15 protein-coding genes are annotated in these 19846 nt (G+C 70.3%); 9 read left to right on the top strand and 6 right to left on the bottom strand.

The window, feature by feature from the left end:
* Positions 1-292: 292 nt before the first annotated feature.
* The gene (locus AB0F88_RS03330) at positions 293-544 is read right to left on the bottom strand and encodes a hypothetical protein (protein WP_362676843.1); all 252 of its coding nucleotides are present in this window, start codon (positions 542-544) and stop codon (positions 293-295) included.
* Entirely contained in the window at positions 535-1044 is a 510-nt protein-coding gene (locus AB0F88_RS03325) for an ATP-binding protein (RefSeq protein ID WP_362676841.1), read from the bottom strand. The genes AB0F88_RS03330 and AB0F88_RS03325 overlap by 10 nt, the downstream gene beginning before the upstream one ends.
* A gap of 86 nt (positions 1045-1130) precedes the next feature.
* On the opposite strand from AB0F88_RS03325, the gene AB0F88_RS03320 reads away from it, so the two are divergent.
* Together AB0F88_RS03320 and AB0F88_RS03315 are read left to right on the top strand one after the other, a co-directional pair.
* Positions 1131-1964 carry a helix-turn-helix transcriptional regulator gene (locus AB0F88_RS03320; protein ID WP_362676839.1) on the top strand — a complete coding sequence of 278 codons (834 nt, stop codon included), beginning with the start codon at positions 1131-1133 and terminating at the stop codon, positions 1962-1964.
* Complete coding sequence (locus tag AB0F88_RS03315) at positions 1949-2152, top strand: DUF397 domain-containing protein (RefSeq protein WP_362676837.1); 204 nt, start codon at positions 1949-1951, stop codon at positions 2150-2152. Before AB0F88_RS03320 ends, AB0F88_RS03315 begins: the two co-directional genes overlap by 16 nt.
* Positions 2153-2324: 172 nt before the next feature.
* On the opposite strand, the gene AB0F88_RS03310 is transcribed toward AB0F88_RS03315, so the two are convergent.
* Positions 2325-6458, bottom strand: a complete 4134-nt coding sequence (locus AB0F88_RS03310) for a tetratricopeptide repeat protein (protein ID WP_362676835.1) — start codon at positions 6456-6458, stop codon at positions 2325-2327.
* A gap of 256 nt (positions 6459-6714) precedes the next feature.
* Between AB0F88_RS03310 and AB0F88_RS03305 the strand changes: the two genes are divergently transcribed.
* The 6 genes from AB0F88_RS03305 to trpS all read left to right on the top strand — a co-directional run bounded on the left by AB0F88_RS03305 (position 6715) and on the right by trpS (position 16460).
* Complete coding sequence (locus AB0F88_RS03305; RefSeq protein ID WP_362676833.1) at positions 6715-7134, top strand: toll/interleukin-1 receptor domain-containing protein; 420 nt, start codon at positions 6715-6717, stop codon at positions 7132-7134.
* Positions 7131-11354, top strand: a complete 4224-nt coding sequence (locus AB0F88_RS03300) for a tetratricopeptide repeat protein (protein ID WP_362676831.1) — start codon at positions 7131-7133, stop codon at positions 11352-11354. Before AB0F88_RS03305 ends, AB0F88_RS03300 begins: the two co-directional genes overlap by 4 nt.
* Before the next feature lie 121 nt (positions 11355-11475).
* A complete protein-coding gene (locus tag AB0F88_RS03295; RefSeq protein ID WP_362676829.1) occupies positions 11476-13614 on the top strand; it encodes a DUF6421 family protein in 2139 nt (712 codons plus the stop codon).
* Positions 13611-14270, top strand: coding sequence for an SDR family oxidoreductase (locus AB0F88_RS03290; RefSeq protein ID WP_362676826.1), 660 nt, complete (start codon positions 13611-13613; stop codon positions 14268-14270). Before AB0F88_RS03295 ends, AB0F88_RS03290 begins: the two co-directional genes overlap by 4 nt.
* Positions 14267-15331, top strand: a complete 1065-nt coding sequence (locus AB0F88_RS03285) for a low specificity L-threonine aldolase (protein ID WP_362676824.1) — start codon at positions 14267-14269, stop codon at positions 15329-15331. Before AB0F88_RS03290 ends, AB0F88_RS03285 begins: the two co-directional genes overlap by 4 nt.
* A 163-nt stretch (positions 15332-15494) precedes the next feature.
* Positions 15495-16460: a tryptophan--tRNA ligase gene (trpS, locus tag AB0F88_RS03280; RefSeq protein WP_362676822.1), complete on the top strand. Its 966-nt coding sequence runs from the start codon at positions 15495-15497 to the stop codon at positions 16458-16460.
* 69 nt (positions 16461-16529) lie between these two features.
* Here trpS and AB0F88_RS03275 read toward each other — a convergent pair whose 3' ends face one another.
* Both AB0F88_RS03275 and AB0F88_RS03270 read right to left on the bottom strand, forming a co-directional pair.
* A complete protein-coding gene (locus AB0F88_RS03275; RefSeq protein ID WP_329092600.1) occupies positions 16530-16829 on the bottom strand; it encodes a DUF3467 domain-containing protein in 300 nt (99 codons plus the stop codon).
* A 74-nt stretch (positions 16830-16903) separates the two neighbouring features.
* On the bottom strand, positions 16904-17557 hold the full coding sequence (locus AB0F88_RS03270) for a DUF305 domain-containing protein (RefSeq protein ID WP_362676820.1): 654 nt from the start codon (positions 17555-17557) through the stop codon (positions 16904-16906).
* A gap of 120 nt (positions 17558-17677) precedes the next feature.
* Here AB0F88_RS03270 and AB0F88_RS03265 point away from each other — a divergent pair, with 120 nt between their 5' ends.
* Complete coding sequence (locus tag AB0F88_RS03265; protein WP_362676818.1) at positions 17678-18436, top strand: DUF3105 domain-containing protein; 759 nt, start codon at positions 17678-17680, stop codon at positions 18434-18436.
* 80 nt (positions 18437-18516) lie between these two features.
* On the opposite strand, the gene ald is transcribed toward AB0F88_RS03265, so the two are convergent.
* On the bottom strand, positions 18517-19635 hold the full coding sequence (gene ald / locus AB0F88_RS03260; RefSeq protein WP_362676816.1) for an alanine dehydrogenase: 1119 nt from the start codon (positions 19633-19635) through the stop codon (positions 18517-18519).
* Positions 19636-19846 lie beyond the last annotated feature (211 nt).

Raw genomic sequence — 19846 nt, 5'->3', positions numbered from 1 at the left:
GGAGGTACGGGACACGCGCCTCGTGAGGTCTGGGCCGCGGCGAGAGCGGATTCGCGAGCCGGAGCGGGACGAGACGCGCCCGACGTGAGCGAGGAAACCCGGCGGAACAGAATCGGATGCCGTGGAAAGCGGTGGTCAACGGTGCGGACCTCGCGAAAGAAGTTTCCCTGGTACGTGTTCGCCGTGTTCTCGCGCGCACCGATTCACGCCGCTGTTCCGACGGGTTTCCCCTTCGAAGAACACGAATGCGGAATCGGTGAATCCCGGTTCCCTTGTCTGGCCGCGGACCGGGTCAGCCGCCCTCCTGGGAAAGGGTACGGCCGGATGCGCGGCGGAGCCGGCCGCCTTCTCGGGAAAGGGCACGGCTGGACGCGCTGCCGATCCGGCCGCCGGATGTTCGCCCGCTATCCGTTTCCAGGTCGAACCAGCCTTTCCTGGCCCGGTGGAGGAACGCGTCCCAGGCGTCGAAGCCGAGCAGGACGCCCGCCTGCCCGGGGGTGCTGATCCTGACCCCTTCGCGGGTGACGGCCACGATCACCCGCACGGAGGCGCCGCCTGGTCGATCGCGCACCACACGGTACGGCCGAGATCCCCCTGGTCCCGGACTCCCCAGCGCTTCCGGGAGATCTCACCGACGATGCCGAGGCCGCGCCCGTACTCCTCGTCGGCAGGCACGGCTCCGGGCGCCGGGGGCCTCCAGGAGTCGCCACCCGGGTCCAGAACCTCCAGGAAGAGAGAGTCCGCCCGCCGGGTGAGGGTGAGCGTTATCAGATTGTCGGGGTGTCTCCGCCTGGCGTGCACGACGGCGTTCGTCACCAACTCGGACGTCGCCAGCCGCGCATTCTCGTAGGCCGGATGATCGGCACCGATCCATTCCCGTACATACGCGCGCGCCTTCGCGGCGGACGCGGGATCGATTTCGAGGTACGCCTTCCCGAGAACCTCGGATTCGTCGTCCGGGTATTTCTGCCAGAAGCCACACACGGGATTCATCTTCACCTGCTCAGACAGCCGGGTTCCGAATACGTCTGTGCAGCATCGCATTAATGGGCTACAGTCGGTAGTCGAACGAATGCGGTTCGTATTCAACGGTTCGGCTGAAACCGTCGATGAAACCGAGGTGATGTCCCATGCCGCAGGCCAAGGTGCTCGATCCCAGCACCTCACCGGTCGCCTTCTTCGGCTTCGAGCTCCGCCGATACCGCCAGGAGGCCGGTCTGTCCCAGGAGAGGCTCGCCAAACTGATCGGATACTCACTGGGCACGGTCTCCATGGTCGAGACCGGCCGCCGGCCGCCGACGGAGGACTTCGTCAGGCGAGGCGACGAGGCCCTCGGCGCTGAGGGGGCGCTCATCCGGATCAAGGAGATGATCGACAACGTCGCGGCCCGGCTACCGGCCTGGTTCCGCCCCTGGGCCGAGATAGAACAGGCCGCGGAGACCCTGCGGACCTGGGAGCCGCTCATCGTCCCGGGTCTGCTCCAGACGGCAGACTACGCGCGAGTGCTCTTCGTCGGAGAGCCCAGGGCCACGGCGGAGAAGGCCGAGCTCGACGTGGCAGCCCGGCTGAAGCGGCAGCGCATCCTGGAGCGGGAGGACGCGCCCATGTTCTGGGTCGTCCTCGACGAGGGCGTGCTCACCCGCCGCATCGGCGACAAGGCGATCATGGCGGCGCAACTGGACCGTCTTCTTGAGGTCGCGTGCCTGCCGCACGTCATCATCCAGATCGTGCCCTTCGAAGCGGGCGGCACCGTCGGCCTGCTGGGGGGTTTCGTCATTGCACAGGTCCGAGGGCTCGCCAATACTGTCTACATGGAGTCGGCCGGCCAGGGCCAGGTCACCGATCGCCCCGTTGACGTGGCGGGCATCATCATGAAGTACGAGGCGATTCGCGCCGAGGCACTTCCACAGCGGGCGTCGCTGGCGCTGATCAGGGAGATGAGGGCTCGATGGACCACGAACTGAGTGAGGCCGTGTGGGTGAAGTCGTCGCTCTCCGGTGGCAACGGCGGTAACTGTGTGGAGGTCGCGAGGCTGTCCGGTGGTCGGGTCGGTGTGCGCGACAGCAAGGACCGGTCGGGTCCGGCGCTGGTGTTCACCCCGGGGGAGTGGGTGGCGTTCACCCGCTGGGTCCGCGCCGACGACACCGTCTAGTTCCACGACGATCCGCAGCATGAGCAGGCTCCGGCACCCAGGTGCGGGAGCCTGCTCGCTGTCCGCGACGCTCTCAGCACTTGTCCATCACGGCGCGCGCCTGGATCAGTGACATGGGCGAGGTCGCGTACGCGAGGGTGATGGTTCGCATGTCGCCGCCGGGCGGCAGGGGTCATTCGGTGAATTGGTCGAGCAGGCCGATGACGGTGTCGACGGCCTCGGTGTCCAGGTGTTCGGCGAGGAGGCGTCGGAACTCCGGTTCGCCGAGGTCCTCACGCTGCTGTCCGAGCCAGTGCAGGTCGATCCTGATTTCGGGTGTCTGGAGTTCGGCGTGGATGAGCAGGCTGCGCACGGTGAAGGCCACGGCCTCGGCGGCTCCGCCTGTCTTGGTGTACAGCCCACCGATCTGGCCATAGCTACGAGCCATGCCCGCCCGGTTGCCGAGTTCTTCGTTGATGGTCAAGGCTTGGCGGTAGTGCTCCAGCGCCCGCTCAAACTCCCCCCGTTCCTGAGCGATCATGCCGATTTGGTGGTAGCCAATGGCCATGCCCGCCCGGTTGCCGAGTTCCTCGTTGATGGTCAGAGCTTGGCGGTAGTACTCCAGCGCCCGCTCAAACTCCCCCCGCTCCTGAGCAATCCTGCCGAGCTGGTGGTAGCTGCCGGCCATGCCCGCCCGGTCGCCGAGCTCCTCTTCGATGGTCAGGGACTGGCAGTAATGCTCCAGCGCCCGCTCAAACTCCCCCCGCTCCTGAGCGATCCTGCCGAGCTGGTGATAGTTGCTGGCCATGTCCGCCCGGTTGCCGAGTTCCTCGTTGATGGTCAGAGCTTGGCGGTAGTACTCCAGCGCCCGCTCAAACTCCCCCCGCTCCTGAGCGATCATGCCGATTTGGTGGTAACCAGTGGCCATGTTCGCCCGGTTGCCGAGTTCCTCATTGATGGCCAAGGACTGGCGGTAGTAGTCCAGTGCCCGTTCAAGCTCTCCCCGCTCCTGGGCGATAATGCCGAGCTGGTGCAGGTAGGCGGCCTGGTCCCGGCTGCCGGTCGCGACCCACGACAACGACTCGCGGCACAGCTGCTCCTCCCAGCTCCACGCCCCCCAGGTGTGCAACCGCACGCACACCCAGGCCGTCGTGGCCACGGCGCCGTCCAGATCACCTGCGGCATGATGGTGGAAACGCGCCTCCAGCATGTCCTCCACGTCCTGTTGCGCACTCTGCGGCCGGCTCTGCACCCGCCACCGCCAGAACCGGGCCGCCGCCGCGTGCGCCTGCCGCACACCGTCCGCCGCCCCCACCCCCAGCCTCGCCAGCGTGCCCGCCGTCCACCGATGCACCACAAACAACCGCTCCCCGTCAAAGCCGCCGGAGCCGGCAAGATCCTCACCCGGTGCCAGCAGCCCCAACCCCGCCAGCACCCCCAGCGCCTTCTCCACGCCCTCAGGCTCGACCACCGGCACCGTCTGCGACCACGCCACGTCCTGCCGCGCCCGCTCCAGCTCCCCCTGCGACAACCCCAACTCCTCCAACTCCGCCTGCGGATTTTTGCCCCGCACCCGCCGCACCAGCTCCCCCAGCCGAAGCAGCCGCTCCCGCCGCTGCGGGTCCTCCGCAACCGGGGCCGAGACCGGCCAGGCCACCCCCACCCGGTCCACCGCCACCCGAAACACCGACGCCCCCACCAACACCTCACGCGAGAAATCGTCCAGCAACCCCACCAGCTCACCTAGCAACGTGTCATCCACCGCCAACGTCACCGCCTCCGCCAGCGCCGCGTCCAGACCACCCGCCCCGGCCACACGCAACCACGCCCCGGGATCGGGAACGTCCCCGCGATCCCGCAGGAGCCGTTCCAGACGGCGGGTGATGTCGGGGAAGCGGGCCTCGCCACCCCGGAGCAGGGCGTCCAGATACTCCAGGGTCCGAGGATGACCGCCCACGTCGGTCCAGGCCCGCTCTCGATCCGCTGCCGTCAGCGTGTCCAGGCCGGGCAGGCGCCACATCAGCTTGCGGGCCTCGGCCAGGGAGAGCGGGCCGAGGTGGTGGACATGGAGAAGGTCGTGGGCGTCGTCGGGCAGCGGGAAGGGATAGCGGCTGGTGACGAGGAGCTTCCCCGCCCGGAGCCAGGCGGCGAGGAAGCCGGGCAGGTCGGCGTCGACGAAGGAGAAGCCCGCCGTACGGTCGAGGTTGTCCTCGAAGTTGTCCAGCAGCAGGGTGATCGGGGGAAGATCGATCTTCCTGGTCACGGAGGCGGTCACCTCCGCGAGAGTCTGGGCCAGCGCGTCGAGCCGCACCTGCCAGGGGTATCTCAGCTCGCGCAAGGCCAGCGCCACATTACGTAGGTCCTCGCCCTCGGCGTCGATCCTGGCGGTGGCGGCCAGCAGCTTGTCGGCGACGGCCGTCAGGATCTGGTCGGGGCCGCCCCGTCCGACGTGGGAGACCACCAGACCGGCGTCGGTGCCGAGAGTGCCGATCAGCTCGGCGGCCAGGCTGCTCTTGCCGACCCCGCCGATGCCGTGCAGCAGCACTCCGGGACGGTCGCGTAGCGCGGCCCGCAGGGTTCGGAGTTCCGCGCGGCGGCCGACGAAGTCTCCGACGGCCCTGACGACCACGCCGGGGTCGAGGGAGACGGCCTTCGGCGGTCTCAGGTGCGTGTCCACGCCGTCGTTCACGTCGTAGAGCGGCAGGGACGGGCCGCGCAGGAACAGCGCAGGAGTGGCCCACTCGACCAGGCCCGCGTCCCGGTCGTCGCCCTTCCCGCGTCTCTCCTCCAGGTCCCGGCGGGCCTCCGACAGCGCGGTCAGCACGTCGGGCTGGGGCCGTACGGCCAGCTCGCGGTAGAGAGCGTCGCTGAGCAGGGTCGCGTACCGGTCGGTCACCGGCGCGGTCATCGCCAGCACGGCCGGGACCCCGGCCTCCGACAGCCCGCGCGCCAGCCCGGTGAGCACCGCCTCGTCACCTTCCCCGCGAGGGATCTCACCGGCGAGGGAGGTCTCAGCGTCGTCCGTACGGGAAACCGGGCGGCGGGTGTCGAGGGCGGTGGAGCAGCCGGAGAGCACGACCAGCGGGACCCCGCGGTCGCGGGGGAGGGCTCCGGCCAGCCGGGCGGCCGTCACCGGGTCGACCCCGCCGCGCTCGTCCTCCAGCAGCAGCACCCCGGGCTCGGCATGGCAGGAGACGTGCAGGACGTGGAAGCGCTCCTCCTTGAGTGCCCGCTCGATCGCGGTGAGGGTGCCCTCGTTGAGGATCCGCACGTGCGCCGCCGCGTGCCGCCGCGCCTCCTCGACCGAGTCGAGGATGACCCGCAATTCCCCCTCCAGGTCGAGCAGCGGCCCGCTGCCGGGTCCCTCCGGGGAGGCGACCACCGCGAGGATCCGCAGCGGGGCGGGGATGCCGGTCGCCGTGGGGCGGTCGGCCGCCGGGAGGTGGCGGAACAGCTCCACGCACGGGTGCAGCGCCAGCGGCCGGGTCTGTCCCGGCAGGACGACGGTCTCCCAGGGAAGCCCGGCGAGCTCGTCGTCCACCTGGAGCCCGAGGCGGAGCGTCCGGTTCTCCGCCGGCGCCCGCGCGACCGCGACGGCCAGCGCCTCCCCCGCCGCCCCGGCGAGGAAGGTCTCGCCCAGCCCGGTCCCGGCCTCGCGCAGCCGGACCTCCAGCATCGCCCCCGGCCGCCCGGCCGCGAGAGCGTCCTTGGTGAGCAGCGCACCCCTGCCCTGCCGCGCTCGATCGAGCTGCCAGATTCGTTCCTCCATCGCGGGGGTGAACGGCTCGGGCCGGTGGGTCACCTCTCCCTCGGCCCCCGTCCCGTCCGGCCAGAGGACGACCGCGTCCTTGCCGATCCGAAGCAGTGCCTCCCGCGCGCCTTCGAGCCCGTGCCTCCTGTATGGGGCGAGCGGCGTCGCGGCGGGACGGTCGGCGCCCAGGAGCCGGAGCAGCTCCCGGTACGGCTTGTCCTGGTCCTCTCCCCGGAAGTCCAGCACCTGCCTGGACGCGGCGAACGGGCCCAGCGGGACGTCGTCGAGCAGCGCCGGGACGAACCTCCGGGCCTCCGCCTCCGAGACCAGCGCCGCGTACTTGGCGTCCGCCATCGGGTCGCCCTCGATCGCCCGGCTGTAGACGAAGACGCAGTTCTTCGAGGCCCGGATCAGGTCCTCGATCCTGCGCACGATGATGTCGCCGGGCAGGTAGTCCTCCAGCGCCGCCCGGAACCCGTCCTCCGACAGCCGCGCCAGAACCTGCCTCGCCCATTCCAGATCGGCCTGGGCGTGCACGATGAAGACGTCGTACTTCTCCGCCGCCGGTTCGCTCACGTGACCCCCACGGACTCCAGCGTGTTCTTCCGTTTACGGATAGTTGACCATTTACCGCCACTCGCGACCATGGAAACGTTTCACGTCATAGCCTGATCGCATGGATATCGCGGACCTGACGGTCGCCGTGATCGGTGCCGTGGCGGGCGTCGCGGGCGCCTACTTCGCCTGGCTTTCCGTACGAAAGAAATCCCCCGGAAAGCGCGCGTCTCGCCCCTCGATTTCCCCGGCGTCCTCTTCCGGAAGCGGTGGCAAAATGACGACTTATGACGTTTTTGTCTCTTATTCGCACAATGACGCCGACATTGTCACCGACCTGGCCGAGCGGCTGAAGGGACACGGCATTGAGGTGGCCTACGACAAGGTCGTCGTCCGGCCCGGTTCGATCATCTTCCACGAGGTGGAGGAGGCGATCAGGAGCTCGGCGCACGGGCTGCTCGTCATCAGTCCCGCGTCGATGGCGAGCGGCCCGGTGATGAACGAGTACTACGTGCTGCTCCAGCGGTCCATGTACGACGGGCAGCTGCTCATCCCGGTCCTCGTTGGGGACGTGAAGACCCAGGACCTGCCGGAGTTCGTCAAGATCCGCTTCTACAGTGACCTGCGCGGCGCCTCCGACGCGGTCTTCGACCAGAAAGTGGCCGAGATCGCGGAGGCCATCCGGAGAGCGTCGTGAGCGACGCCTACATCTCGCACGCCCCGCGGGACGCCGAGTGGGTCCGCTGGCTCGCCGACCGGCTGCGCGCTGAGGGGCTGGAGGTCACCTACGGGGAGGTGCTCAGATCACCCGGCGCGATCGTCGTCGAGGTGATCGAGAAGGCGATCCGGGACGCGTCCCACGGGATCCTGGTCCTCAGCCGGGCCTCCCTGACCGACCCCTGGGTGCGCCAGGCGTACGCCACCCTGACCCGGCGCTCCGTCGAGGGCGGGCAGCGGCTCATCCCGGTGCTGATCGAGGACGTCGAGCTGCCGGAGTTCGCGGCCGACCGGTTTCATGTGGACTTCTCCCCGGTGGACGGGCACGACCACGACCGGCGGCTGGACGAGCTGGTCCGGGCGCTGCGCGGGCAGGTGCCGGAGGTGGTGCCCGGTCCGGTGACACGGCCGGGCAGCGGGGTCCGCCCGGAGAAGCCCCGGCTCTGCGTCCTCCGGATCTCACCGGACGAGGTCACCCTCCAGACCTCGTCGTACGAGGGCGTGCCCCGGCCACGGACGCCCGAGCCCGGGGGGCAGGACCCGGATGAGACGTCGCGCCAGGCGCGGGCGGCCCATTCCCCGACCCGGACCTCCGTGTTGAACGAGCTGGTCTGGCGGCTGGGGTCCGCTCGCGAACGCGGTGACCACATCACGCGCGGCCCCGACGGCTCCGGCGGGGTCGGGGCGCTACTCGCCGAGTGCGGCAGGGAGCTCGGGCGGGCCTATCTCACCGGGGCCGCCGGGGAGGCGCTCGCCGCAGAGCTGGCCGGGGCGCACGCGCTGGGGGCGACGCTCCGGCTCGGCCTGGAGGTCGCCGAGGAACTGGCGGACCTGCCGTGGGAGACGCTGACCGTACCGGGGACGACCGAGCCGCTCGCACTGCGTCCCCGGGTGCAGCTCTACCGGCGCGTTCCGGCCGGCACGGCTCCGGCCATCGCGATCTCCGGCCCGCTGCGGATCCTGGTCGTGATGGCCGCCCCCGAGGGGCCCGGGAGCGGGGCGGTGCTGGATCTGGAGGCGGAGCTCGCCAAGATCCTCGACTCGGTGGAACGTGCCCGCAGGGGTGGACGGGGCCGTCCCGGGGCGTACGTGCGGATCCTCAACCAGGGGACGCTCGCGGGCATCAGGGAGGCGCTGCTGCAGGAGCGCTTCCACGTGCTGCACATCTCCTGCCACGCCGAGCCCGGGGCGCTGCTGCTGGAGGACGCGGCCGGACGCGTCGACCGGGTGACCACCGAACGCTTCGTCCGGGACGGGCTGCCCGCGGATCGCGGGGTGCCGCTGCTGGTGCTCTCCGGCTGCTCCACCGCCCTGGACGCTCCGGCGGGCCGCACGCCCGACGATCTCGCGCTGGGCGGGCTGGCGCGTGGGCTGACGGCGGCCGGGGTGCCCGGCGTGCTGGCGATGACCGCCTCGGTCACCGACCCGTACGCCACGGCCCTGGCGGGGTCGCTCTACTACGAGCTGGCGGTCCGCGACGTTCCCGAGGTGCTGCCCGCGTTCTGCGACGCGCGGCGACGGCTGGAGGAGGAACGACGACGGCTGCCCGCGGGCAGCCTGGGCGCCTCGCTCGTGGAGTGGGCCACCCCCGCGCTGTTCCTGCGCGGCCCCTCGGTGTCGCTGTACGACCCGGCCGGGGGATTCGAGAAGATCTCCACTCCGGCCGAGCCGCACTTGGCCGACGGGGTGCCGCTGCGCAAGGTCGGCGAGTTCGTCGGCCGCCGCTCGGAGATCCGCACGGCCCTGACCGCCCTGCGCGGCGAAGGGCCGGGCGTGCTGCTGCACGGCATCGGCGGGGTGGGCAAGAGCAGCCTGGCCGCCGAGCTGCTGCGCGACCTGGGATCCGACGCGGGCCTGGTGGTCTCGGCGGTCAGCCAGACCAGCCCCGACCAGCTCCTTGAGGAGATCGGCCGCACCCTGCTGGCAGCCTTTACGGACGAGCGGATCCGTCACCTGGCACTCAGCGTGCGGGAGCCTCAGTACGAATGGGTCGACCGGCTCCAGGCACTCGGGCAGCTCCTCGTCCAGGTGCCGGTGACCCTGCTGCTGGACAACTTCGAGGACAACCTGGCACACGACGGCACTGGATGGACGGTCGTCAACGAGGAGCTGGCCAAATTCCTCACCGCCTGGATCCGCCTGCGCGGCAGACACAAGCTGCTGATCACCAGCCGCTATCCCTTCCCCCTCCCCAAACGCGCTGAACGCCGCCTGCACGCCCACCACCTCGGTCCGCTCTCCCTGGCCGAGGCCCGCAAGCTGATGTGGCGCCTGCCCGGCCTGGACGCCCTGTCGGTCACCGACCGGCAGCGGGCCTGGGCCGACGTGGGTGGTCATCCCCGGACGCTGGAGTATCTGGACGCCCTGCTCCGAGGCGGCCAGGCCCGCTTCGACGACGTCCGCGAACGCCTGGAGGACCTCCTTGACTGGCGCGGCATTCCCGATCCTGGGGTGTGGTTGCGTTCCGCCGGTTCGGGTGATCTGGACGCGGCGTTGGCGGAGGCGGTGACGTTGGCGGTGGATGACACGTTGCTGGGTGAGCTGGTGGGGTTGCTGGACGATTTCTCGCGTGCGGTGTTGGTGGGGGCGTCGGTGTTCCGGGTGGCGGTGGATCGGGTGGGGGTGGCCTGGCCGGTCTCGACCCCGGCACCGGAGGACCCGCAGCGGCTGCAGCGGCTGCAGCGGCTGGATGAGCTGTTGCGAAGGGTGCGAGGGAGAAATCCGCGAGCGTGGTTGGAGGATCTGGGGTTATCGCAGGAGGAACTGGAGCAGGCGCGGCAGGACATGGCGTGGTCGCAGCTGGCGCCGGTGGTCGAGCCTGAGGGGGTGGAGAAGGCACTGGGGGTGCTGGCGGGGTTGGGGCTGCTGGCACCGGGTGAGGATCTTGTCGGCGCCGGCGGCTTTGATGGGGAGCGGTTGTTCGTGGTGCATCGGTGGACGGCGGGCACGCTGGCCGGGCTGGGGGCGGTGGACGGGGTGCGGCAGGCGCATGCGGCGGCGGCCCGGTTCTGGCAGTGGCGGGTGCAGAGTCGGTCGCAGAGTGCGCAACAAGACGTGGCGGACATGCTGGAGGCGCGTTTCCACCATCATGCCGCGGGTGATCTGGACGACGCCGTGGCCGTGACGGACTGGGTGTGCGTGCGGTTGCACACCTGGGGGGCGTGGAGCTGGCAGGAGCAGCTGTGCCGCGAGGCGTTGTCGTGGGTCGCGGCCGGCAGCCGGGAACAGGCTGCCTACCTGCACCAGCTCGGCATGATCGCCCAGGAGCGGGGCGAGTTTGAGCGGGCGTTGGAGTACTACCGCCAGTCCTTGACCATCAGCGAGGAGCTCGGCAACCGGGCGGGCATGGCCAGCGGCTACCACCACCTCGGCATCATCGCCCAGAAGCGGGGGAAGTTTGAGCGGGCGCTGGAGTACTACCACCAAGCCCTCACCATCGACGAGGAGCTCGGCGACCGGGTGGGCATGGCCGCTGGCTACCACCAGCTCGGCAGGATCGCCGAAGTGCGGGGGGAGTTTGAGCGGGCGCTGGAGTACTACCACCAATCCCTGACCATCAACGAGGAGCTCGGCAACCGGGCGGGCATGGCCGCTGGCTACCACCACCTCGGCAGGATCGCCGAAGTGCGGAGGGAGTTTGAGCGGGCGCTGGAGTACTACCACCAATCCCTGACCATCAACGAGGAACTCGGCAACCGGGCGGACATGGCCGCTGGCTACCACCACCTCGGCATCATCGCTCAGAAGCGGGGCGAGTTTGAGCGGGCGTTGGAGTACTACCGCCAGTCCTTGACCATCAAAGAGGAGCTCGGCGACCGGGCGGGCATGGTCAGCGGCTACCACCAGTTCGGCGTGATCGCCGAGGAGCGGGGGGAGTTTGAGCGGGCGTTGGAGTACTACCGCCAGTCCTTGACCATCAGCGAGGAGCTCGGCGACTGGGCGGGCATGGCCAGCACTTATGGCCAGATCGGGGCGCTGTACACCAAGACGGGCAGGGCCGCCGAGGCCGTGGCCTTCACCGTACGCAGCCTGCTCATCTGCGCCGAACTCCAGACACCCGAGATCAGGATCGACCTGCACTGGCTCGGGCGGCAGCGCGAGGCCCTCGGCGAGGCCGAGTTCCGGCGCCTCCTCGCCGAGCACCTGAGCCCCGAGGGCGTCGACACCGTCATCGGCTGGCTCGACCAGCCTGACGCCTGAGGCCCCATCCCTCTGGGAGACCCCAATCCTTTACCCTCCGCACCCCATAAGGGATGCGTCAAAACGGGCATAAGTTGTGTATATTTTCCGTTACCAACTCTCATCTGAAGGAGGATTTATCGTGACGGCGTTCCCCCGCGTACTGTTCGACGAGGCACACAGCGAGTCGTGGACCATCCGGCGGGATGTGGCCGAGGCGATGAATCCCGGCCATCCCGACGACAGCAGCTACGCCCGCGCGGCCGGGCTGCTGCGCGGGCTGGGGCACTCCGTGGACGCGCACGTCGAGGGCCCGCTCACCCCGGGCCTGCTGAGCGCGCGGGACGTGCTGGTGATCGCGCACCCCTCCGGTGACCGGTGGGAGCACACCACCGGGCTGGGCAGCCCGGTCCTCCCCGTCGAGGAGCTCGACGCGATCGAGGAGTACGTCCGCGACGGCGGCGGGCTGGTCGTGCTGGCCGAGTACGAGCAGGAGAAGTACGGAAGCAACCTCACAGAGCTGCTCGCGCGCTTCGGCGTGGACGTCGAGCACACCCTCGTCCGGGACCCCGGGAGCGCCCACAACGGCGTGGCCTCCTGGGTCCTGGGCACCCCCCAGAGCGTCCCGGGCAGCCCTCAGAACGCTCCGGGCACCACCCAGAACGCCCCGGAGAACGGGCAGGACCTGCTCGCCGGGGCCCGTCGCGCGTGCTTCTACCGGTCGGGCGTGCTCACCGCCCCCGACCACGCGACCGTCCTGTTCACCACCTCGCCCACCGCGACCCCCGCGAACCGCCCGCTGGCGGTGGCCGTACGGCACGGCGAGGGCCGCGTCGTGGTGGTCGCCGACTCCGACCTGTTCGGTGACGACTCGATCGGCGACTACGACCACGCCGCGCTCTGGGGCAACCTCGTCACCTGGGCCGCCCGCGTTCCCGCCGCCAAGAGCCCGGCGGCTGCCAGGAGCACCGACGACTCCGAGGCCCGCGCCGAGTTCCAGGCGCTCAAGGACGCCGTCGAGGCACTCAAGCCGCTGCAGGTCAAGGACGGCTCGGTCCCCGAGGAGGCCGACAAGCCTCGGGCCGCCGAGCTGGTCTCCGCGATCGCCGGGCACGTCGAGCGGCTCGCGCCGCGCTTCCCGCACGACGCCGCCTACCTGGCCGCCGTCGTCGCCGACCTCCGCAAGTGGGCCGACCAGGGGCTGGGCGTCCCCGACTTCCTCGACGCGCTCGACGCCTTCCACCCCGACACCCAGCGGGTGGACGGGCTGGAGCACCTGGTCGTCTTCCCGATGTACACCCAGAACGGCACCACCTTCCGCCACCTCGAGGCCGTGTGGATCCGCACGATCTGGCCCGAGTGGCTGGCCGAGCTGGAGCGGGGCGGCTACGACAACCCGATGTTCGTGCCGATCGCCTTCGAGGACTTCACCTCCGGCTACGACACCAACTCCGCGGTGCTCTTCCCCGAGACCGTCGCGGTCCGCGAGACCCCGGCCCGCTTCACCTGGGGCGGGATCTTCGCCGACCGGGAGGCCGCGAGGTTCCGCGCGGTGAGCGGGGCCGCCGCGGCCACGCTGAAGCTCGCGCTGCCGCCGGACGCGGCCAGGCTGATCGCGTCGCAGGAGCTGGCCCAGGACACCTTCGTGCTCTGGGACCTGATCCACGACCGCACCCACAGCCACGGCGACCTGCCGTTCGACCCGTTCATGATCAAGCAGCGGATGCCGTACTGGCTCTACTCCCTGGAGGAGCTGCGCTGCGACCTGACCGCGTTCGGCGAGGCCGTGAAGCTGGAGAAGGAGGGCGTGCCGCACGCCCGCTACGTGCAGCTGGCGATCCTGTTCGACCGGCTGTTCCGCTTCCCGATCACCGGTGACCGGGTCCGCAACTACGACGGCCTGGGCGGGCAGCTGCTCTTCTCGTACCTGCACCGCAACGACGTCGTCCGGTGGACCGACAACCGGCTGAGCGTCGACTGGGACCGGCTCGCCGGGGGCGTCGCGGACCTGCGGGGCGAGGTCGAGAAGCTCTACCGGGACGGCATCGACCGCTCCAAGCTCGCCCACTGGCTCGCCGCCCACCAGCTGGTCGCCGCCTACGTCGAGCCGAATCCCGCCTCGGTCTGGGCCCGCGGGGTCGGCGCCCTGCCCGTCGAGGGGTTCCCCAAGGCCGTGGTGGACGCGGTGCTGCCCGACGAGTTCCCCCTGAGCATGTTCTACGAGGCCCTGCGCCGTAAGCTCGGCGATGTCGTCGACTCCACGAAGGGCATCCGAGCATGATCATCCTTGTCACCGGTGCGGGCGGCCCCGCGGGCCGGGCCGTCGTCCGCAGGTTCACCGGCGAGGGCCACACGGTGATCGGCGTCGACAAGAGCGGCGCCGAGGGGTCCCTCGCGGTCGACCTGCTTGACGCCGACGCCGTCGCGAGGCTCGCGGCGGACGTGCGGGTCGAGCACGGCAGGGTGGACGGGATCGTGCACCTGGTCGGCGGCTGGCGCGGGTCCAAGACCTTCGCCGAGACGTCGCTGGAGGACTGGGCGCTCCTGCACGACCTGCTGGTCCGTACCCTCCAGCACGTCACCCTCGCCTTCGAGCCGCTGCTCAAGGCGAGCGAGCGCGGCCGGTTCGCCATCGTCTCCGCGAAGGCGGCCGAGCGTCCCACCCAGGGCAACGCGGCGTACGGCACGGCCAAGGCCGCCTCCGAGGCGTGGACCCTGGCCTTCGCCGACGCCCTGGAGGGCACCTCCTCCACCGCGAACATCCTGGTCGTCAAGGCGCTCGTGCACGAGGACATGCGCGCGGCGAACCCCGAGCGGACGTTCCCGGGCTTCACCGACGTCGACGACCTCGCCGAGGCGATCGACGGCCTGTGGAGCACCGACGCCAACGGCACCCGGATCGACCTCACCGCCGCACAGGAGGGGAAGACCGCGTGACGGACGCCATCCGCAGGCACGACCCGCTGGTGAAGGGCTTCGCCAGCGACAACTACGCCGGGGTCCACCCGGAGATCCTCCAGGCGATCGCGCTCGCCAACGGGGGCCACCAGACCGCGTACGGCGACGACGTCTACACCGCCGCGCTGCAGGAGGTCTTCAGGAAGCACTTCGGCCCCGCCGCGCAGGCGTGGCCGATGTTCAACGGCACCGGCGCCAACGTGGTCGCGCTCCGCTCGATGACCGCCCACTGGGAGGCGGTGGTCTGCGCGGAGTCGGCGCACATCCACACCGACGAGGGCGGCGCCCCCGAGCGGTCGGCCGGGCTCAAGCTGCTGCCGGTCGCCACCCCGGACGGCAAGCTCACGCCCGAGCTGATCGACAGGCAGGCGTGGGGCTTCGGCGACGAGCACCGGGCACAGCCCAAGGTCGTGTCGATCACCCAGACCACCGAGCTGGGCACGCTCTACACGCCCGAGGAGATCGGGGCGATCTGCGACCACGCCCACGACCTCGGCATGGTCGTCCACCTCGACGGCGCCCGCGCGACCAACGCCGCCGCCGCGCTGGACGTGCCGCTGCGCGCGTTCACCACCGACGTGGGCGTGGACGTGCTGTCCTTCGGCGGCACCAAGGCCGGCCTGATGTTCGGCGAGGCCGTCGTGGTGCTCAACCCCGACGCCGTGCGGGGCCTGCGCTACCTGCGCAAGAGCACCATGCAGCTCGCCTCCAAGATGCGGTTCGTCTCGGTGCAGTTCGAGGCGCTGCTCGCGGGCGACCTGTGGCTGCGCAACGCCCGCAACGCCAACGCGATGGCCCGGCGGCTCGCCGACGCCGTGCGGGACGTGCCCGGGGTGGAGATCCCGCGCCCGGTGCAGGCCAACGCGGTCTTCGCGATCCTGCCCGGGGACGTGACCGAGCGCCTGCAGAAGCGCTTCCGCTTCTACACCTGGAACGAGGCCACCGGCGAGGTCCGCTGGATGACCGCGTTCGACACCACCGAGGCCGACGTGGACGCCTTTGCCGCCGCGGTGGCGCAGGAGTTAGACTCGCCGGCATGAGCAAGCACGGTCCGGGTCTGTGGCGGGCCGCCGAGAGGCGGATCCGCTAGCCAGTCCCGACTGCGCACCAAACGGCCGCCGTTCACCGGCGGTCGTTTTCGCTTCTCCGGGCGCGTTGCGGTACAACCGGTGTGCGGCGGTCCTCTTCTCACCGGGAGTGACCATGACAAAGCGCGTCTTCTCTGCCTTCAAACCCACCGGCCGCCTCACGCTGGGCAACCTCCTCGGCGCGATCATGCCCGCCGTGCGGCTCCAGGACGAGGCCGACTGCGTCTACGCCGTCGCGGACCTGCACGCCCTGACGATCAAGCACGACCCGGAGCGGCTGCGCGCCCGCACCCGCGAGGCCGCGACCCTGCTGCTCGCCTGCGGCCTGGACCGCTCCCTCGTCTACGTGCAGTCGCGGGTGCCCGCGCACACCGAGCTGGCCTACCTGCTGGAGAGCACGGCCTACTTCGGCGAGATGCGGCGCATGATCCAGTTCAGGGAGAAATCGGCCCGGCAGGAGGAGGTACGGCTCTCGCTGCTCACCTACCCCGCGCTGATGGCCGCCGACATCCTGCTGCACCGGGCGGACGCCGTGCCCGTGGGGGAGGACCAGCGCCAGCACGTGGAGCTGACCCGGGACCTGGCCCTGCGGTTCAACCGGCTGTACGGCGAGGTCTTCACCGTGCCCGAGGCCGTGCGCCCGCAGGTCGCCGCCAGGGTGATGGACCTGAGCGCGCCCACCTCGAAGATGGGCAAGTCGGACGGTTCGCCCGCCGGGACGATCTACCTGCTCGACCCGCCCGACGACCTGCGGCGCAAGGTCATGCGCGCGGTGACCGACTCCGGCACCGAGGTCGCGTACGACCCCGCGGGAAAGCCCGGCGTCTCCAACCTGCTCACCGTCCTCGCGGCCTGCTCGGACCGGCCGGTCGAGTCGCTCTCGTACGGGTCGTACGGCGCGCTCAAACGGGACACGGCCGAGGCGGTGGCGGAGACGCTGCGGCCCGTCCAGGAGCGCTACGCCGAGCTGTCGGCCGACCAGGCAGAGCTGTCGCGGCTCCTGGAGGGCGGGGCGGCGCTGGCCGCCGAGCGCACCGGCGGGCTGCTGGCCGAGGCGCGTGAGGCCATCGGCCTGGCGTGAGGCCTGGCGTGAGGCCTGGCGTGGAGGCCCGGAATGAGGTCCCGGCGCGGGGGACGCCCGCACCGGGCCTCAGTTCTTGTGACCCGTCTCGTGCTCGTACGCGGTCAGCTGCTGTTCGAGGGCCTTCATCAGCTCGAACACCTGGCTCGGGGGAATGCGGATCCGGCTGACGATCCGGGTCGGCACGCTCACGAAGTGCTGACCGGAGGAGGGGTCGTTGGCCAGCTGGGGCGGCCTGGTGATCACCGCAAAATCCAGGACAAACCCATCTTGGGTATGCCATACAGAGGCAAAGTTGGCGTACTGCCCCATTTCCACCTCGGCGGAGATGCTCACCTCCAGGCGGTTCTCCGGCTCGTCGTTCACCATTCTCTTTCCTCCGGCCAGGTTGGCTCCATGCTGCCCTGGCCGGAAACCGGCCGCACAGGGACGCGCCGACGCCATTAAAGGATGGAAGGCAGCCGCTGGGCACCGCGCTGCCGCAACATGTCGGTCATCAACTCGATCTCGCCCGTCTGACCGTCGACGATGTGCTGTGCCATGGTGGCCACCTCTTCGCGGTCGGACAGTTTCAGCAGACCTCTACCCATCTGCACGCCGCCCTCGTGATGACGGATCATGAGTTGCAGGAAGAGGATCTCCTGGTCCTTGCCTGTGGCCTCGCGGAGCTTTTTGAGCTCGTCCTCACTCGCCATACCGGGCATCGCGGCGGGAGCGTCCGGTGTTACAGCGTGACCGCCGCCGTGGCCGGCCATCCACGCCATGGAGGGGCGCTCGCTCGACTGGTTGAGGCCCCACTGCTGCAACCAGCCGATGAACATGCCGCGCTGGGCGGTCTGCGTGACGATGATGTCGTAGGCCAGCCGCCGGAGCGCGTCGTCCGCGCTCCCGTCCCTGGCGATGAAGGCCATCTCGACGGCCTGGGCATGATGGACGGACATGTCGCGCGCGAAGCCCGCCTCCGGCGAGGCGTCGGTCGGGGTGGCCGTCCTCCCCACCACCAGCAGCAACGCGACCGCCGCGACCAGGCAGCCGAGCAGCACGCCGACCGCCACGCCACGCCTGGACTTCGTGCCGTCTTTACCGGGGGTTTCCATTACCTGCCCAGAGTACCCACTGTCGAGAATCGTCGCTGTATCGGACGTTGTCATCCCTTATTCTGCACATACGCCGGTAGGGCATAGGGTGACCCGAAGTTGTTTGCGGCTGGAGGGTTGATGACCAAGGAAAAGGCGCAGGCGAGGCGTGAGCACCTCACCCGTATGCGTGACGAGCAGAAGCGCAAGGAACGCAGGGCCGCGTTCCTGATGTGGGGTGCCGGAGGTGCCGTCGTCGTCCTGCTCGTAGCGGTCGTCGCCTTCTACATGGTCAACGAGCGGGCCACGAACTCACTGGACAGCGTCGTCACCGCGAAGTACGCGGGTAGCCAGCACACCCAGACCAAGGTGACGTACAAGGAGACCCCGCCGATGGGCGGTGAGCATCACCCGGCCTGGCAGAACTGCGGCATCTACGACCAGCCGATCAACAACGAGAACGCCGTCCACGCCATGGAGCACGGCGCCGTGTGGATCACCTACCGGCCGGACCTCCCCAAGGCGGAGCTGGACACGCTGAAGGAACTGGCCTCCAAGGAGTACATGCTCCTGAGCCCGTACCCGGGCCTGCCCTCCAAGATCGTGGCCAGCTCCTGGAACCACCAGCTCAAGCTGGACAGCGCGAACGACGGGCGCCTGCCCAAGTACATCCAGAAGTACAAGAACGGCCCGGACACCCCCGAGCTCGGCGCGTCCTGCAGCGGCGGCGTGGGCACCACCACCGCCGAGGCGCCCATCCCGGCGACCGCGCCCAGCCAGAACCCGTCGGCCGCCCCCGACGCGTCCGCGGCCCCCAGCGACGCCCCGGCCACCGACGCTCCCGCCACCGACGCGCCGGCCACGGACGCCCCGGCTCCCAGCGGCACCCCGGCACCCTGATCCGGCTGATCCGGCTGATCCGCCGGCACGCCGTTACGGACGGACGCCGGTGACGCCGTCCTGACGAGGCGTCCCGGCCGCTAGGCCCGCAGGATCCGTTCCAGGGGCACCGCCTCCAGCCCGTGAGCCTCGGCCACGGGCCGGTTGGTCAGGTGCCCCTCGTGCGTGTTCAGGCCCAGCGCCAGCGCCGGGTCGCTCCGCAGGGCCTCCCGCCAGCCCAGGTGGGCGATCGCGAGCGCGTAGGGGACGGTCACGTTGGTCAGCGCGTACGTCGAGGTGTGCGGCACCGCGCCCGGCATGTTGGCCACGCAGTAGAACACCGAGTCGTGCACCCGGTACGTCGGTTCGGCGTGGGTGGTGGGCCGGGAGTCCTCGAAGCAGCCGCCCTGGTCGATGGAGATGTCCACCAGGACCGATCCCGGCCGCATCCGCGAGACCAGCCGGTTGTCGATCAGCTTGGGCGCCCTCGCGCCCGGTATCAGCACCGCGCCGATGACCAGGTCCGCGTTCAGCACCGCCCGCTCGATCTCGTACGTGGTGGAGGCGATGGTCTTGCAGTGGCCCTTGTAGATCACGTCGGCCTGGCGGAGCCTGTCGATGTCGCGGTCCAGCAGCAGCACCTCCGCCTGCATGCCCAGCGCGATGACCGCGGCGTTCATGCCGGAGACCCCGGCGCCGATCACGACCACGCTGGCCGCGTGCACGCCCGACACCCCGCCCATCAGCACGCCGCGCCCGCCGCCCTGGCGCATCAGGTGGTACGCCCCCACCTGGGGGGCGAGCCGCCCGGCCACCTCCGACATGGGGGCCAGCAGGGGCAGGAAGCCGTTCGCGTTCTGCACGGTCTCGTAGGCGATGCCGGTGACCCCGGCGTCGAGCAGGGCGCGGGTGCACGCGGGCGAGGCGGCCAGATGCAGGTAGGTGAAGAGCACCTGGCCCTTGCGCATCCGGTGGTACTCCTCGGCGACCGGCTCCTTGACCTTCAGGACCAGATCTCCCGCGGCCCACACGTCGTCGGCCGAGTCGAGGATGGTCGCGCCGGCGCTCTGGAAGTCGGCGTCGGGAATGGAAGATCCCGTCCCGGCGTCTTTCTCGACGAAGACCTGATGGCCGTGCCGGACGAACTCGTGGGCCCCGGCGGGGGTCAGCGCCACGCGGTATTCGTGGTTCTTGACCTCACGGGGAACGGAGATCTTCACGGCTCCTCCAAGGGTGGGCGCGTGTCCTCTTCTTCACTGTGCGTTCCCCGAAAGGGGGCGGTCACGCACGGGGCGGCAGGAATGGGGCCGGAGCCGGCGACATTCCGCCGGCGGTCGTCGGCCTTCGGCCTCCCGGGAGTCCTCGTGACGTGCGGGGTTACCGGCTCCCCGCGCCGATCGGTAGGCTCGCCGCGAACAGGTGCGAGGAATA

It is taken from the genome of Streptosporangium sp. NPDC023963 (assembly GCF_040639135.1).
Classification (GTDB): Bacteria; Actinomycetota; Actinomycetes; order Streptosporangiales; family Streptosporangiaceae; genus Streptosporangium.
This window is presented reverse-complemented; position numbering and strand designations above follow the sequence as displayed.

What these genes read in the sequence shown, in the direction of transcription:
- AB0F88_RS03325 (WP_362676841.1), bottom strand. Translation starts at nt 1,044, where the DNA reads ATGCGATGCTGCACAGACGTATTCGGAACCCGGCTGTCTGAGCAGGTG.
- AB0F88_RS03320 (WP_362676839.1), top strand. Translation starts at nt 1,131, where the DNA reads ATGCCGCAGGCCAAGGTGCTCGATCCCAGCACCTCACCGGTCGCCTTC.
- AB0F88_RS03315 (WP_362676837.1), top strand. Translation starts at nt 1,949, where the DNA reads ATGGACCACGAACTGAGTGAGGCCGTGTGGGTGAAGTCGTCGCTCTCC.
- AB0F88_RS03305 (WP_362676833.1), top strand. Translation starts at nt 6,715, where the DNA reads ATGACGACTTATGACGTTTTTGTCTCTTATTCGCACAATGACGCCGAC.
- AB0F88_RS03290 (WP_362676826.1), top strand. Translation starts at nt 13,611, where the DNA reads ATGATCATCCTTGTCACCGGTGCGGGCGGCCCCGCGGGCCGGGCCGTC.
- trpS (WP_362676822.1), top strand. Translation starts at nt 15,495, where the DNA reads ATGACAAAGCGCGTCTTCTCTGCCTTCAAACCCACCGGCCGCCTCACG.
- AB0F88_RS03275 (WP_329092600.1), bottom strand. Translation starts at nt 16,829, where the DNA reads ATGGTGAACGACGAGCCGGAGAACCGCCTGGAGGTGAGCATCTCCGCC.
- AB0F88_RS03270 (WP_362676820.1), bottom strand. Translation starts at nt 17,557, where the DNA reads ATGGAAACCCCCGGTAAAGACGGCACGAAGTCCAGGCGTGGCGTGGCG.
- AB0F88_RS03265 (WP_362676818.1), top strand. Translation starts at nt 17,678, where the DNA reads ATGACCAAGGAAAAGGCGCAGGCGAGGCGTGAGCACCTCACCCGTATG.